We start from the raw sequence: 15,045 nt of genomic DNA, 5'->3' as shown, positions 1-15,045 counted from the left end.
ATGGCGCCGTTACTCAAGTAAAGGAATGCCATGTATTCATCCACTTCGCCGCGCCTGGCTGTCTTGCTGGCCGCGCTGCTGTTCGCTGGCGCCACAGGCGCCTCAGTCGCTGCCGTCAAGGGCAAGAAGCCGGCCGGACTGGAGCGCTATGGCGTGGCCGTCTATTCCGACCTGTGCCTGCAAAAGGATAGCGGCGAAATCGGTGGCCAGCGCGTGACCCTGCATCGCTTCGCCGAGGCCGATTCCGTCATCTATGAATTCACGGCAGGCGCCCTGAGCTGGCCCATCGTGGCCAACGACGTCAACCTGGACGCCGCCACGGGCGCCTTCGACTTCACCATCGCCGGCGCCGACAGCGAAGAGCGCACCATCGTCGGCAAGTTTTCCAAGGACGGCCAGACCCTGACCCTGGAAGGCGATTATTGCGGCGGCAACGTGCGCATGCCCATGAAGCTGAGCCGCGTGCGCGATTTCGGCCGCCCTTTGAAAAACTGCACGCCATGCCCGCCGATGCCGCAGGCGCCCGCCGAGGCAGTGCCTGCCGAGGAAAGCGCGCCAGCACCCGCAGCTTGAGCGATTGCCGCTGTGAAAAAGAAAAAGGCCCGGTATCGACCGGGCCTTTGCTATTTTCAGCGCAGCAAGGGGCTTACTGGGCCGCTTGCGCTTTTTCCGCATTCGCCCGGATGGTGGCCAGGGTCGCGTTCGGCGTGATCAGGTTGCCGTCGTAGCGCAGCTCGATCAAGGCCGGCAAGTTGTTGGCCTTGGCGTGTGCCAGCGCCCGCCGCAGGGCAGGAGCGAACTCTTCTGTCGTAGCCACCACTTCGCCATGCGCGCCATACGCTTGCGCCAGCGCCGCAAAATCCGGGTTGTGCAGGGTCGTGCCCGACACGCGGCCCGGGTAATCGCGTTCCTGGTGCATGCGGATGGTGCCGAACATCTGGTTATTGAAGACGATGATGACCACGCCCGCCTGGTATTGCACGGCGGTGGCCAATTCCTGGCCATTCATCATGTATTCGCCGTCGCCGGCAAAGGTGATCACGGTGCGCTCGGGGTGCACGATCTTCGCCGCCACGCCGGACGGCACGCCATAGCCCATGGCGCCGTTGGTCGGCGCCAGCTGCGTGCGCATGGCGCCGTAGCGGTAAAAACGGTGCGCCCACGAGGCGTAATTGCCGGCGCCGTTCGTCAGGATGGTATCGAGAGGCGCCTGCGCCATGATCTCTTGTGTCACTTGCCACAGGTCCAGCGGCGCCCGGCCATCCTGGAAGATGGGCGGGCGCTCCTGGTAGGCGGCCAGCTCGGCCTTCGCTTCGGCCGGCGTATGTTTCCATGCGGCAGCATCGACGGGCGCCATGGCGGCCAGCATGGCGCACACTTGCGGCATGCCGCTGTTGATCATCAGTTCGGCCTGGTAGACGCTGCCCAGCTCCTCGGCATCCGTATGGATGTGCACCAGGCGCTGGCGCGGCACGGGCGAGTCGAACAGGGTGTAGCCGCCCGTCGTCATTTCGCCCAGGCGCGGGCCGATGGCGATGACCAGGTCGGCATTTTTCACGCGCGCGGCCAGTTTCGGGTTGATGCCGATGCCGACGTCGCCGATGTAGTTCGGGTGGGCATTGTCGAGCAAGTCCTGGAAACGGAAGGCGCAGGCGACGGGCAGGTGATTGCTTTCCGCGAACTGTTGCAGGTCGGCGCACGCTTGCGGCGTCCAGGTGGTGCCGCCCAGCAAGACCAGCGGCTGTTTCGCGGTGGCCAGCATGCTGCGCAGCTGCTGCAGCTGGGCGTCCGATGGCGCCGCCTGCACCGGCTGGTAGGCGCGCGTGTCGGCCACCGTGGCCAGCGAAATGAGCATGTCTTCCGGCAAGGCCAGCACGACGGGGCCGGGACGCCCGCTGGTGGCCACCTGGAAGGCGCGCGCCAGGTATTCGGGGATGCGCTGGGCGCGGTCGATCTGCGCCACCCACTTGGCCATCTGGCCGTACATACGGCGGTAGTCGATTTCCTGGAACGCTTCGCGGTCGACGAAATCATTGCCCACCTGGCCGATGAACAGGATCATTGGCGTGGAATCCTGGTAGGCCGTGTGCACGCCGATCGAGGCGTTGGTGGCGCCCGGTCCGCGCGTGACGAAGCAGATGCCCGGCTTGCCCGTCAGCTTGCCATAGGCTTCGGCCATGAAGGCGGCGCCGCCTTCCTGGCGGTTGATGATGAAGCGGATGCCCGAGTCGTGCAGGGCGTCGAGCACGTCGAGGTAGCTTTCGCCAGGCACGCCAAAGGCGGTGTCGACACCGTGGATCTGCAGGGCATCGACCAGGATCTGGCCGCCGGTACGGGATTGTTGCGTCATGTTCGGCTCTTTATATTCTAGTGGGTGGCAAAGAAATGGGGCAAGCGGTGCGCATGCGCTTGCATGCAAGCAGCTTGCCTCATTCTATGTGAGCCGATTTGGCCCGGCTTTTGAAATGGCGACACCGAATTACACAATCCCCCGGGGTGACGACGAGGGCGCCCGGCGGGCGGCGCCGCGCCTGTACCGACCTTTTTGCAGAAACATGCTGCGGCGCGGTACAATGGCGGGTGAAGCAGGCCAGACAGTCGCTGGCCGGCGCAGCAATGCGCTGGCGGGAGGAAGGTCCGGACTCCATAGAGCGGGGTGACGGTTAACGGCCGTCCGTCGAAAGCCGCAAGGTATAAGGCGAGGAATAGGGCCACAGAGACGAGCGTATTAAGTTACGGTGAAACGCGGTAACCTCCACCTGGTGCAATTTCAAATAGGCACGCGATGATGCTGCTCGCGGAGCGTGCGGGTAGAAAGCTTGAGCGCCCGAGTAATCTGGCGCCTAGAGGAATGACTGTCATAGCGCCAACCTGCAAGGGAAGGCGCCGTAACAAAATCCGGCCTACCGGCCTGCTTCACTTGAATTCCGTTCCCTGGCCTGCCAGGGAGCACCTCGGCAGCGGCGGCTTTTCCTGCTGCGCGCCACGCAAAAGCCCCCGCAACGGGGCTTTTTTTGTTTCTAAAAGTATAGCACTTAAGATAAAGTTGTATATACAACTAAAAGTGAATAATTGGTTAAAGTTTCTTATCTACAATTAATTGCTGCATTGCAAAAATAGTTTTCCTGCGTCAGGCCAACCCCTGAAAACAGGGCCGATACGCGCCGTGGACGATTATTTTTTGCTTTAAACCAAGTCTTACGTTGCGGCTGATTGCTGTTGTGTCTGGATGACGAAATTATTGTCATGTGTCAACTAACTGTAAAAAATTCAATTTTTCGATTTCGTTTTTTTCGATGTTTACGGTAGGAAAACACATGTGTGCAGATGAGGTAGCACATTCACTATCTTTCATAAGTATCTAATTTATCGATATATTTTTATTTGAGACTCCTTCAACGATATGCGCTAAGTCCTTAATTTCATTAATAAAATTCCTGTTTTGCCAATCGGAAACCGCTTGACCACTATCTTTGCTTCCTCTAAAGTGGGCAACTGTGTGAAAAAGTGTGTTTTTGTGGGAAATTTTCCCTTTTCATCATGATGCGCAAGCGTCGCAACCCAAGCTCAAAAAAGGTCTTCCGTGTTTCAAGGCGCGTCCGCAATCAATCTCGATGCCAAAGGCAGGATGTCTATCCCTGCCAAGCACCGTGACGCGCTGGCGATTCAATGCGAAGGCCGCTTGACCCTGACCAAACACCCCGATGGTTGCCTGCTGTTTTTCCCCCGTCCCGTGTGGGAAAGCCACCGCCAGCAAATCGCCGCCTGGCCCATGTCGGCGCGCGCCTGGCAGCGCATCTTCCTCGGCAACGCCGTCGACGTCGAGCTGGACTCGGCCGGCCGCGTGCTGATCTCGCCTGAATTGCGCAACGCCGTCGGGCTGGCGCGCGAAGTCATGATGATCGGCATGGGCAGCCACTTTGAAATATGGGATGCCGCCAAGTTGGCCGACAAAGAACAGCAGGCGATCGATGCCGGCACCCCCGATGTACTTTCCAATTTTTCTTTCTAAGGCTCCGTAATGACACAACTCACGGTGCCGGAATTTCAGCATCGCACGGTGCTGCTCGATGAAGCGGTCGATGCGCTCGACCTGTCGGGCGACCGCGCGCACGGCGTTTACGTCGACGGCACGTTTGGCCGCGGCGGCCATAGCCGATTGATCCTGTCGCGCCTGGCCGCCGATGCGCGCCTGATCGGCTTCGACAAGGATTTGCAGGCGATCGCCACGGCCGAACAGATCGGCGACCCCCGCTTTGAAATCGTCCACGACAGCTTTGCCACCATGACGGCCAGCCTGGCCGAACGCGGCGTGCAGCAGGTGGACGGCATCCTGCTCGACCTGGGCATCTCGTCGCCGCAGGTCGACGACGCGGCGCGCGGTTTCAGCTTCCGCAACGACGGACCGCTGGACATGCGCATGGATACCACGCGCGGCATCTCCGCGGCCGAATGGCTGGCGGTGGAAACCGAGCAGAATTTAGAGAAAGTGATACGCGATTATGGGGAAGAACGGTTTGCTTTTCAGATTGCAAAGGCGATTGTTGCTGGCCGGGCAGTCCAGCCAATTTCAAGCACACGACAGCTTGCCGGCATCGTGGCAGGCGCCGTCAAGACCCGCGAGAAGGGTAAGGACCCCGCTACCCGCACCTTTCAGGCCATACGCATTTTCATTAACAAAGAGCTCGAGGATCTCGAGATCGGCCTGAACCAGGCGTATGCCTGCCTGGCGCCCGGCGCGCGCATGGCCGTGATCAGTTTCCATTCGCTGGAAGACCGCATGGTCAAGCGCTTCTTCGCCTCGAAGGCGAACGTGGAGCAGCCTGACCGCCGCCTGCCGATCCGCGCGGTGGACTTGCCGCAGCCGGAAATGAAGCTGATTTCGAAGATGAAGCCGTCCGACGCCGAGATCGAGGGCAACCCCCGTTCGCGTTCGGCCGTGATGCGCGTGGCGCAGCGCCTGCCGCTGGCCGCCCCTGCAAACGGCGGCGCCCGATGACTGGCAAGCTGTGTGTCGTGCTGTCGGCCCTGCTGGTGTGCTGCGGCCTGTCGCTGGTGAACGCGCAATACCAGTCGCGCCACCTGTTGATCGACCTGGAGCGCGCGCAAGCGCTGTCGCGCCAGCTCGACATCGACTGGGCGCAACTGCAGCTGGACCAGTCCACTTTGGGCAAGCATGAACGCATCGAATCGATCGCGCGGCGCGACCTGAGCATGACGCCGCTGACGGCGGCGCGTACGCAATACCTGACGGAGGGCGAATAATGAAGTTGGGCGGTAACAGCAACGGCCGGGTGGCGGCATCGAAAGGCGTGCCATTCTCGAAGAACCCCGTACTGGCGGTGCGCCTGCCCGTCTGGCGTTCGCGCGTCGTGCTGTTCCTGCTGTTCTTCGCTTTCGCCGGCCTGGGCGCGCGCGCGCTGTGGCTGCAGGGCGTCTCGACGCAGTTCCTGCAAAAGCAGGGCAAGGCGCGCTATGAGCGCACGCTGGAATTGCCGGCCACGCGCGGCAAGATCACCGACCGCAATGGCCAGGTGCTCGCCTCGTCCGTCCCCGTGAAAGCCATCTGGGCCATTCCCGACGACGTGCTGCAGGCGTCGCCCGAGAAAATCAATGCGCTGGCCGGCCTGCTGGAAATGAACGTCAACGAATTGCGCAAGAAGCTCGATTCGGACCGCAGCTTCGTTTACCTGAAACGCCAGGTCGAGATGGACGTGGCTGACAAGATTTCCAAGCTGGGCATCGACGGCATCGACGAGCGCAAGGAATACAAGCGCTTTTATCCACAGGGCGAAGTGATGACCCACGTGGTGGGTTTTACCAACGTGGAAGACGTGGGCCAGGAAAGCATGGAGCTGGCGCAGCAGAAGACCCTCGTCGGCACCACCGGCAGCCGCCGCGTGATCAAGGACCGCCTGGGCCACATCGTCGAAGACATCGGCTTCATCCACGAACCGCACGATGGCAAGGACCTGACCCTGTCCGTCGACAGCAAGATCCAGTACATCGCCTTCACGCAGTTGAAGGAAGCGGTGGAAAAATTCAATGCCAAGGCCGGCGGCGCCGTGGTGCTCGACGTGCACACGGGCGAAGTGCTGGCCCTGGCCAATTACCCCAGCTACGACCCGAACGACCGCCGCAAGCTCACGGGCCAGCAGCTGCGCAACCGCGTCATGACCGATACCTTTGAACCTGGTTCGACCCTGAAGCCGATCACGGTCTCGCTGGCGCTCGACACGGGCCGCGTCAAGCCGGGCACCCTGATCGACACGGGGCCGGGCCGCTACACCATCGCCGACCGCACGATCACCGACACCAAGCCGCATGGCGTGATCAATGTCTCCGAAATCATCGAAATGTCGTCGAACATCGGCACCTCGAAGATCGCGCTGGGCATGCCGTCGCAGGAAATGTGGGAAATGTTTACCAAGGTGGGCTTCGGCCAGCAGCCGAAATGGGGCTTCCCCGGCGCCGTGGCCGGCCGCGTACGTCCGTATAAGTCGTGGCGCCCTGTGGAACAGGCGACCATGAGCTACGGTAACGGCATTTCCGTCTCGCTGATCCAGCTGGCGCGCTCTTATATGATGTTCGCGCGCGACGGCGACACGATTCCCCTGTCGTTCCAGAAGGTCAATGAACTGCCCGTGGGCCAGCAAGTGATCAAGCCGAAGACGGCTGCCGAAATGCGCGCCATGCTCGAACTCGTGGTCTCCGGCGCGCACGGTTCGGCCAAGCGCGCCCAGGTCGCCGGCTACCGCGTGGGCGGCAAGACGGGTACCGCCTATAAAGTGGAAAACGGCCGCTATGCGATGCCGCGCAAATATATCGGCTCGTTCGTGGGCATGGTGCCGATGTCGGCACCGCGCTTCATCATTGCCGTGATGATCGATGAACCGACCGGCCCTGCCCACTATGGTGGCCAGGTTGCCGCTCCCGCTTTCGCGGCGATTGCGACCAACGCGCTGCGCGCGATGAACGTACCGCCCGATTCCTCCGTTACCGAAATCGTGGTCCCGGCCAATGCCGGCCCGGAGGCCATGTGAAGTCACTCATGACCATACAAGACATCAGTTTGTGGATCAAAACGGCTGCCCCGTCCGGGCAGCTGACGTCCGATTCGCGCCGTGTGCAGCGCGGCGACGTGTTTTTCGCCTACGCGGACGCCACGCATTTTATCGAAGCTGCCATCGAGCAGGGCGCCGCCGCCATCGTGCACGACGCCGTTGAATGGAACGCCGCATGGAGCGTGCCGCACCTGCTGGTCAGCGACCTGAAACGCGTGGCCGGCCCCGTGGCGCATGCTTTTTACGACATGCCCGACAGCGCCATGTTCAGCGCCGGCGTGACGGGCACGAATGGCAAGACCTCGTGCGCGCTGTGGCTGGCGCAAGCCCTGGCGCGCCTCGGTGAAACCTCTTCTGTCATCGGCACCCTGGGCGTAGGCCTGTGCAAGCCGCGCGGCGCCATCGAATTCGACGTGACCGGCTACACCACGCCGGACGCCGTGCTGCTGGCGCGCAAACTCGCCGCCATGCGCGACGCCGGCGCCAAGGCCGTCGCCATCGAAGTGTCGTCGATCGGCCTGGACCAGGAACGCGCGGCCGGCATGCATTTCGATGTCGCCATGTTTACCAATTTGACGCGCGACCACCTCGACTACCATGGCGACATGGCAGCCTACGAGGCGGCCAAGGTCAAGCTGTTCGACTGGCCCGGCCTGAAAACGGTCGTCATCAACCTGGACGACCCCATGGGCTTGCGCCTGGTCCGCCATGTGGACGGCAAGCTGTCCGGCGAGTATCCGGTTATCGGCTATACCCTGCAGGATGCGGCCGCCTTGCCCGATTTGCCGGGTGTGCTGATGCTGCGCGCCAGCCAGTTCCGCAGCCGTAATGCCGGCACCGACTTCCATCTGGAATGCGCGCTGGGCGTTGCGCTGATCAAGACGCAGCTGGTGGGCCACTTCAATATCAGCAACGCGCTGGCCGTGCTGGGCGCCTTGCTGGCGCACGGAACCGGTCTGCGCGCCGCCATCGACGGCATCGAATCCCTGCAGCCGGCCCCGGGCCGCATGCAGCAGGTGGGCGGCCAGGAAGCGCCGATGGTCGTCATCGATTACGCGCATACGCCTGACGCGCTGGAAAAAACCCTGGCTGCCTTGCGCCAGGTGGCGCAGGAGCGGGGCGGCCAGCTGTGGTGCGTATTTGGCTGCGGCGGCGACCGCGATCCGGGCAAGCGTCCGCAGATGGGCGCCATCGCGCAGCTGGCCGATCACGTGCTGGTCACCAGCGACAATCCGCGCAGCGAAGACCCGCACGCCATCATCGCGCAGATCGTCGCCGGCATGCGTGCCGACGGTCCGCAGCCGCAAGCCATCGAAGACCGCGCCGGGGCCATTTTGTCGGCCATCAAGCACGCGGCCAAGCCGGATGTGATCCTGTTGGCGGGCAAGGGCCATGAGCCGTACCAGGAAATCAAGGGCAAGAAACTGCCGTTCTCCGATGCCGACCATGCGCAGCTGGCCCTGTCCGCGCGCCTGACGATGATGAGGACGAACTGATGGATAGCCTGATGCACGCAAGCCTGGCTGAATTGATGCCGTCGCTGGACGGCGCACAGCTGACGGGCGACGCCGTTTTTGACGGTGTGTCCACCGACAGCCGCAGCGCCCAAGCCGGTTCGCTGTTCGTGGCCCTGCGCGGCGAGAGTTTCGACGCCCACGATTTCCTCGACCAAGTGGCCGCGCGCGGCGTCGCCGCCGTGGTGGTCGAGCGCCTGCCGGCGGGCTGGGACAGTAGCAAGGTGCCGGCCATCGTGGTCGCCGATACCCTGGCCGCGCTGGGCCGCATCGCCAACCGCTGGCGCGGCCGTTTCAATTTGCCCGTCATCGGCGTCACCGGCAGCAACGGCAAGACCACCGTCAAGGAGATGATTTCATCCATCCTGGCAGCCGCCTTTGGTGAAGAGGCGCGCCTGGCCACGCGCGGCAATCTGAATAACGAGATCGGCGTGCCATTGACCCTGTTCCGTCTGAATGAAGAACACAAGGCTGCCGTCATCGAAATGGGCATGAACCACCCGGGCGAGATTGCGCGTCTGGCGGCGATTGCCGCGCCAACCCTGGCAATGGTGAACAATGCGCAGCGCGAGCACCAGGAATTCATGCACACGGTGGTAGCGGTGGCGCGCGAGAATGGCGCCGCGCTGGCAGCCCTGGCGCATGACGGCGTGGCCGTCTTCCCGCATGGCGACGAGTTCACGCCCGTGTGGCGCGAACTGGCCGGCGCGCGCGCCGTCATTACCTTCGGCCTGTCGAAAGAGGCGGATGTCAGCTGCACGCACCGCGCGGCCGAGGATTTTGGCAGCGACCTGTTCGTCAGCGTGCGCGCACAGGACGGCGGCTTGCGCCAGTTCTTCGTGGGCTTGCAGGCGGCAGGCGAACACAATGTGCGCAATGCGCTGGCGGCCGTGGCATGCGCTATCGGCGCAGGCATCGCGCCAGAACATATCAAGCAGGGCCTGGAGGCGTTTTCTCCCGTGAACGGCCGGCTGCAGAAAAAACGCGCCGCCAATGGCGCCACCATCATCGACGACACGTATAACGCCAATCCGGATTCGGCGCGCGCGGCCATCGATGTGCTGGCGCAGGCAGCGGCGCCGCGCATCCTGGTGCTGGGCGAGATGGGCGAAGTCGGCACGCAGGGGCAGCAGTTCCACGAAGAGATCGGCGCCTACGCCGCCGCCAAAGGCATTGAACACGTGCTGGCGACGGGCGGTCTGGCGCGCCATCTGGTCAATCCGGCGCAGGCAGCCGCGAGCCAGGAATCAGGCACGGTCGTGGAGTATTTCGAACAGTTCGACGGTTTGCTGGCGGCGCTCGATGCGCATTTGTCCGGCCGTTCGGATGCAACAGTATTAATCAAGGGCTCCCGTTTCATGAAGATGGAACGGGCCGTGCAGCATTTGATTGGTTCAAACAACAATAACAAGGAAGCTCACTAATCATGCTGCTCTGGCTCGCTCATTATTTCCAGGACGACATTGGCCCATTGCGGGTCTTTAACTTCATCACGTTCCGCGCCGTCTTCGCCACCCTGACGGCGATCTTGATTGGCCTGTGCGCCGGTCCTGCCGTGATCCGCATGCTCACGCGCATGAAGGTTGGCCAGGCCGTGCGTACGGATGGCCCGCAAACGCATCTGAAAAAACACGGCACCCCCACCATGGGCGGTGTGCTGATCCTTATCGCCATCGGCATTTCCACCTTGCTGTGGGCCGACCTGTCGAACCGTTTCATCTGGCCCGTGTTGATCGTCACCTTGGGCTTTGGCGCCGTCGGCTGGGCCGACGACTACCGCAAGGTGGTGCACCAGGATCCGGAAGGCATGCGCTCGCGCGAAAAATACTTCTGGCAGTCGCTGATCGGCATCGCCGCCGCGTTTTACCTGGCGTTTTCCGTCTCCATCTCCGAGCCCAATGCCGGCCAGGTGTGGAATCTGATCTACGCCTGGGTGCAGTCGGGCTTCGCCATGGACTTGCCGCCGAAGGCCGATCTGATCGTCCCGTTCTTCAAGACCATCAGCTATCCGCTGGGTGTGTGGGGCTTCATCGCGCTGACGTATTGCGTCATCGTCGGCACCAGCAACGCCGTCAATTTCACCGATGGACTTGACGGCCTGGCCATCATGCCGACCGTGATGGTGGGCACGGCCCTGGGCCTGTTCGCCTACCTGACCGGTAATGCCACGTATGCGCGCTACCTGTTCATCCCGCACATTCCGGGCGCCGGCGAACTGGTGATCTTCTGCGGCGCGCTGGCCGGTTCCGGTCTGGCCTTCCTTTGGTATAACACCCACCCCGCGAAAGTATTCATGGGCGACGTGGGCGCGCTGGCACTGGGCGGCGCACTGGGTACCATCGCCGTCATCGTGCGCCAGGAAATCGTCCTGTTCATCATGGGCGGCATCTTCGTGGTTGAAACGCTGTCCGTGATCATCCAGGTCGTCTGGTTCAAGTACACCAAGAAGCGCTTTGGCGTTGGCCGCCGCGTCTTCCTGATGGCGCCATTGCATCACCATTTTGAACAAAAAGGCTGGAAGGAGACGCAGGTTGTCGTGCGTTTCTGGATCATCACCATGATGCTGGTGCTGCTCGGCCTGACCACCTTGAAGCTGCGCTGATGATGTACGACGCTAAAACCGCACTGGTACTGGGCCTCGGGGAGTCAGGCCTGGCCATGGCCCTGTGGCTGGCCCGCAGTGGTGCGACCGTGCGCGTGGCCGACACAAGGGAGGCCCCGGAGCGCCTGGCCGCGTTGCAGGCCGCCGTGCCGCAGGCGCAGTTCATCGCCAGCGCCTTCACGGCCGACTTGCTTGACGGCGTGGACTTTGTCACCGTCAGCCCAGGCCTCGCGCCGGGCCGCGAACTGGCGCAGATTGCGCCGGCAGCTACTGAGAAAAACATTCCCGTGTGGGGCGAAATCGAACTGTTCGCGCAGGCGCTGGCCACCTTGAAGGCAGAACGCGGCTATGCTCCGAAAGTCATCGCCATCACGGGAACGAATGGCAAGACGACCGTCACCAGCCTCGTAGGCTTGTTGTGCGAACGCGCCGGCCTTGCCACGCGCGTGGCCGGCAATATCAGCCCGGCCGCGCTGGACGTGCTGCGCGAAGTGCTCGATGCCGAGCCTGCGCCGCAGCCGGTGGATGCGGAGGCTGAAGTGGCGGAACCCGTCGCCAGCACCTTGCCGCAAGCGTGGATCCTGGAATTATCCAGCTTCCAGCTGCACACGACATTCAGCCTGCAGGCCGATGCGGCCACGGTCTTGAATCTGTCGCAGGACCATCTGGACTGGCATGGCGACATGGCCGCCTACGCCGCAGACAAGGCGCGCATCTTCGGCGACCAGACCGTGCGCATATTGAACCGCGACGATGCGGCCGTGATGCACATGGCCGACCCGTTGGTCGAGACCATCACCTTCGGCACGGGCGAACCGGCGGAAGTCGACAGCTTTGGCCTGGTCAATGAACGGGGCATCTTCTGGCTGGCGCAAGCCGTACCCAGCGAAGAAGTGATCGAGAAAAAACGCAAGAAGAACGATCCGGCGCCGGAACCGGTGCCGACGATGGCGAAAAAGCTGATGCCGGCCGACGCGCTGAAAATCCGCGGCCAGCACAATGCCTCGAATGCGCTGGCGGCGCTGGCCCTGTGTCGCGCCATCGGCCTGCCATTCGCGCCGCTGCTGCATGGTTTGCGCGAATATCAGGGCGAGCCGCATCGCGTGGAGCTGATCACGGCAGTGGGCGAGGTGGAATACTACGACGACAGCAAGGGCACGAATGTGGGCGCGACCGTGGCGGCCCTGTTCGGTCTGGGCAAGGCGTTTGGCGGCGCGGAACAGCGTCTGGTGCTGATCGCCGGTGGCGATGGCAAGGGACAGGATTTCTCGCCGCTGGCCGAACCTGTATCGCGCTACGTGCGCGCCGTGGTGCTGATCGGACGCGATGCACCGGCCTTGCGCGCGGCCCTCGAGCCGGCCGGCGTGGACATCGTCGACTGCGCCACCTTGCCGGAAGCCGTCAAACGCGCCAGCAGCCTGGCGCTGGCTGGCGATGCCGTGCTGCTGTCGCCCGCGTGCGCCAGCCTGGACATGTTCAAGAACTATGCGCACCGCGCGCAGGTGTTTGTCGACGCCGTGCGCGACATCGCCCTGGAAAACGGACAGGATATCTGATGGCTTTCCAACTGCCCTTCAGCTTTGGTTCCGGTTCGGCTGCCAAGCCGCTGGATAGCCGCGCGCGGCAATCGAAGATGATGGACTATGACAAGCCGCTGGTATGGGTCGTCCTGCTGCTCATGTTGCTGGGCATGGTGATGGTGTATTCGGCTTCGATCTCGCTGTCGGATGCGCGCAAGTTTGCCGCCTATACGAACAATTATTTTGTCGTGCGCCAGGCGCTGTTCATCGGCGTGTCGATTGTCGTCGGCGCGCTGGTGTTCCGTATCCCCGTCGCGACCTGGCAAAAGATGGCGCCGTGGCTGTTCATCGGCACCCTGGTGCTGCTGGTGATGGTGCTGATACCTGGCCTGGGCGTGTCGGTCAACGGCGGCCGCCGTTGGCTGAACCTACCGGGCCTGCGGCCGCAGCCGTCCGAGCTGATGAAGGTGGTGATGGTGCTGTACGCGGCCGATTACACGGTGCGCAAGCAGGAATACATGCACAAGCTGACCAAGGGCTTCATGCCGATGGCGCTGGCCGTCAGCTTCGTCGGCCTGCTGCTGCTGATGGAGCCCGATCTGGGCGCTTTCGGCGTGATCGTCTGCATCGCCATGGGCATTTTGTTTTTGGGCGGCGTTAACGCCATCTGGTTCGGCGGTATCGGCGCCATGCTGACGGCGATCTTCGTCACCATCATCGCCCTGTCAAAATTCCGCCGCGAGCGGTTTTTTGCGTATCTCGACCCATGGCAGGAAGACAATGCCCTGAACAAGGCTTACCAGTTGACACACTCGCTGATCGCCTTCGGGCGCGGCGAACTGTTTGGCGTGGGATTGGGCGGCAGCGTGGAAAAACTGCATTACCTGCCCGAAGCCCACACGGACTTTTTGCTGGCCGTGATCGGCGAGGAGCTGGGCCTGGTGGGCGTGCTGGTCGTGATCGGCATGTTTTACTGGATTATCAAGCGGGCGTTCGACATCGGCCGCCAGGCGATCGCCATCGACCAGACCTTCGCGGGACTGACGGCGAAAGGCATCGCCATCTGGATCGGCGTGCAGACCTTCATCAACATGGGCGTGAACCTGGGCCTGCTGCCGACCAAGGGCCTGACCTTGCCCTTGATGAGTTATGGCGGCACGGGCGTATTGATTAACTGTATCGGCCTGGCGATTTTGCTGCGCATCGATTACGAAAACCGGATCCTCATGCGGGGAGGCCGGCTATGAACAACGCGACGAACTTGAAAACGACGAAAAGACTGATGATCATGGCGGCCGGCACCGGCGGCCATATTTTCCCGGGCCTGGCGATTGCGCAGACGATGCGCGCGCGCGGCTGGGAGGTGAGCTGGCTGGGCACGACTCACGGCATGGAGCAGGACCTGGTGCCGAAGAGCGGCATTCCCATGGATGCCATCGCATTTTCCGGCATGCGCGGCAAGGGCTTGGCGCATACCATTCAAGGCGGCTTCAAGATGCTGGCCAGCTTCTTTGCCATTCGCCGTTTCATCGCCAGCCGCAAGCCGGACGTGGTGATGGGCATGGGCGGCTACGTCACCGTGCCGGGTGGCCTGATGGCGCGCCTGAAAGGCGTGCCGCTGGTGCTGGTCAATGCCGACGCGGCGCTGCTGTTGTCGAACAAGACCCTGGTGCCGCTGGCGCAGCAAGTGTGCTTCGGTTTTCCCGCCGATTTCGGCAGCGCTGCCGGCAAGGCTGTCGTGACGGGCAATCCCGTGCGCGCGGAAATCCTCGCCATGGCGCCGCCGGCCGCGCGTTTCGCGGGCCGCAGCGGCCCATTGCGCATCCTGGTAGTGGGCGGCAGCCTGGGCGCGAAAGCGCTGAACGACAGCCTGCCTGCCGCGCTGGCCCTGATGCCGGAGGGGGAACGTCCGCTAGTGACGCACCAGTCGGGCAAGAAGAATATCGATGCCCTGCATGCCGCGTATGCGCAGGCGGGCGTGCAAGCCAATGTGGTCGACTTTATCGACGACATGGCCAAGGCGTATACCGAGGCCGACCTGGTGATTTGCCGCGCTGGTGCCATCACCCTGTCGGAATTGACGGCGGCCGGCGTGGCCAGCGTGCTCGTGCCGCTGGTGGCATCGACCACCAGCCACCAGCGCGACAACGCGCAATGGATGGCGAAACAAGGCGCGGCGATTCATCTGCCGCAGACGGAAATGAGTGCCGCGTCGCTGAGCGCGCTGCTGGCGTCGCTGAGCCGCGACACTTGCCAGCAGATGGCGCAGGCGGCACTGGCAGCAGGCAAGCGCGACGCCAATGAGGCGATCGCACACGTATTGGAAAAACTGGCATGAGGTTAGC

12 protein-coding genes and 1 other RNA gene are annotated in these 15,045 nt (G+C 62.8%); 12 read left to right on the top strand and 1 reads right to left on the bottom strand.

Annotation, left to right across the window (positions count from 1 at the left end):
* Positions 1-30 precede the first annotated feature (30 nt).
* Complete coding sequence (locus tag CLU94_RS09310) at positions 31-573, top strand: hypothetical protein (protein ID WP_099665436.1); 543 nt, start codon at positions 31-33, stop codon at positions 571-573.
* Between the two features lie 73 nt (positions 574-646).
* On the opposite strand, the gene CLU94_RS09305 is transcribed toward CLU94_RS09310, so the two are convergent.
* Positions 647-2,350 carry a thiamine pyrophosphate-binding protein gene (locus CLU94_RS09305; protein WP_099665435.1) on the bottom strand — a complete coding sequence of 568 codons (1,704 nt, stop codon included), beginning with the start codon at positions 2,348-2,350 and terminating at the stop codon, positions 647-649.
* 232 nt (positions 2,351-2,582) lie between these two features.
* Here CLU94_RS09305 and rnpB point away from each other — a divergent pair.
* From rnpB to murG, 11 genes are all read left to right on the top strand, one after another.
* Positions 2,583-2,922: RNase P RNA component class A (rnpB, locus tag CLU94_RS09300), an RNA gene on the top strand.
* 661 nt (positions 2,923-3,583) lie between these two features.
* Positions 3,584-4,012 (top strand): division/cell wall cluster transcriptional repressor MraZ, encoded by a 429-nt coding sequence (gene mraZ, locus CLU94_RS09295; RefSeq protein WP_034748899.1) that lies wholly within the window; start codon positions 3,584-3,586, stop codon positions 4,010-4,012.
* A gap of 9 nt (positions 4,013-4,021) precedes the next feature.
* Positions 4,022-4,999 carry a 16S rRNA (cytosine(1402)-N(4))-methyltransferase RsmH gene (gene rsmH, locus CLU94_RS09290; RefSeq protein WP_099665434.1) on the top strand — a complete coding sequence of 326 codons (978 nt, stop codon included), beginning with the start codon at positions 4,022-4,024 and terminating at the stop codon, positions 4,997-4,999.
* On the top strand, positions 4,996-5,265 hold the full coding sequence (ftsL, locus tag CLU94_RS09285; protein ID WP_034748894.1) for a cell division protein FtsL: 270 nt from the start codon (positions 4,996-4,998) through the stop codon (positions 5,263-5,265). The genes rsmH and ftsL overlap by 4 nt, the downstream gene beginning before the upstream one ends.
* Positions 5,265-7,043, top strand: coding sequence for a peptidoglycan D,D-transpeptidase FtsI family protein (locus CLU94_RS09280; protein ID WP_034748891.1), 1,779 nt, complete (start codon positions 5,265-5,267; stop codon positions 7,041-7,043). The genes ftsL and CLU94_RS09280 overlap by 1 nt, the downstream gene beginning before the upstream one ends.
* An 8-nt stretch (positions 7,044-7,051) precedes the next feature.
* Positions 7,052-8,560: a UDP-N-acetylmuramoyl-L-alanyl-D-glutamate--2,6-diaminopimelate ligase gene (locus CLU94_RS09275; RefSeq protein ID WP_099665433.1), complete on the top strand. Its 1,509-nt coding sequence runs from the start codon at positions 7,052-7,054 to the stop codon at positions 8,558-8,560.
* Between the two features lie 11 nt (positions 8,561-8,571).
* A complete protein-coding gene (locus tag CLU94_RS09270; protein ID WP_099668228.1) occupies positions 8,572-10,002 on the top strand; it encodes a UDP-N-acetylmuramoyl-tripeptide--D-alanyl-D-alanine ligase in 1,431 nt (476 codons plus the stop codon).
* Positions 10,003-10,004: 2 nt separating this feature from the next.
* Entirely contained in the window at positions 10,005-11,180 is a 1,176-nt protein-coding gene (gene mraY / locus CLU94_RS09265; protein ID WP_077399841.1) for a phospho-N-acetylmuramoyl-pentapeptide-transferase, read from the top strand.
* Entirely contained in the window at positions 11,180-12,736 is a 1,557-nt protein-coding gene (murD, locus tag CLU94_RS09260; RefSeq protein ID WP_099665432.1) for a UDP-N-acetylmuramoyl-L-alanine--D-glutamate ligase, read from the top strand. Before mraY ends, murD begins: the two co-directional genes overlap by 1 nt.
* A complete protein-coding gene (gene ftsW, locus CLU94_RS09255; RefSeq protein ID WP_099665431.1) occupies positions 12,736-13,947 on the top strand; it encodes a putative lipid II flippase FtsW in 1,212 nt (403 codons plus the stop codon). Before murD ends, ftsW begins: the two co-directional genes overlap by 1 nt.
* Positions 13,944-15,038: an undecaprenyldiphospho-muramoylpentapeptide beta-N-acetylglucosaminyltransferase gene (gene murG, locus CLU94_RS09250; RefSeq protein WP_099665430.1), complete on the top strand. Its 1,095-nt coding sequence runs from the start codon at positions 13,944-13,946 to the stop codon at positions 15,036-15,038. The genes ftsW and murG overlap by 4 nt, the downstream gene beginning before the upstream one ends.
* Positions 15,039-15,045 lie beyond the last annotated feature (7 nt).

Origin of the sequence: Janthinobacterium sp. 13, assembly GCF_002749695.1 — a bacterium.
Taxonomy (GTDB): domain Bacteria; phylum Pseudomonadota; class Gammaproteobacteria; order Burkholderiales; family Burkholderiaceae_D; genus Janthinobacterium; species Janthinobacterium kumbetense.
Note: the sequence above shows the minus strand (reverse complement) of the source record. Positions and strands in the feature narration are given on the sequence as shown.

Coding starts and splice junctions, on each gene's coding strand:
- CLU94_RS09270 (WP_099668228.1), top strand. CDS start 8,572: ATGCACGCAAGCCTGGCTGAATTGATGCCGTCGCTGGACGGCGCACAG.
- ftsW (WP_099665431.1), top strand. CDS start 12,736: ATGGCTTTCCAACTGCCCTTCAGCTTTGGTTCCGGTTCGGCTGCCAAG.
- rsmH (WP_099665434.1), top strand. CDS start 4,022: ATGACACAACTCACGGTGCCGGAATTTCAGCATCGCACGGTGCTGCTC.
- murD (WP_099665432.1), top strand. CDS start 11,180: ATGATGTACGACGCTAAAACCGCACTGGTACTGGGCCTCGGGGAGTCA.
- murG (WP_099665430.1), top strand. CDS start 13,944: ATGAACAACGCGACGAACTTGAAAACGACGAAAAGACTGATGATCATG.
- mraY (WP_077399841.1), top strand. CDS start 10,005: ATGCTGCTCTGGCTCGCTCATTATTTCCAGGACGACATTGGCCCATTG.
- CLU94_RS09310 (WP_099665436.1), top strand. CDS start 31: ATGTATTCATCCACTTCGCCGCGCCTGGCTGTCTTGCTGGCCGCGCTG.
- CLU94_RS09305 (WP_099665435.1), bottom strand. CDS start 2,350: ATGACGCAACAATCCCGTACCGGCGGCCAGATCCTGGTCGATGCCCTG.
- CLU94_RS09275 (WP_099665433.1), top strand. CDS start 7,052: ATGACCATACAAGACATCAGTTTGTGGATCAAAACGGCTGCCCCGTCC.
- ftsL (WP_034748894.1), top strand. CDS start 4,996: ATGACTGGCAAGCTGTGTGTCGTGCTGTCGGCCCTGCTGGTGTGCTGC.
- CLU94_RS09280 (WP_034748891.1), top strand. CDS start 5,265: ATGAAGTTGGGCGGTAACAGCAACGGCCGGGTGGCGGCATCGAAAGGC.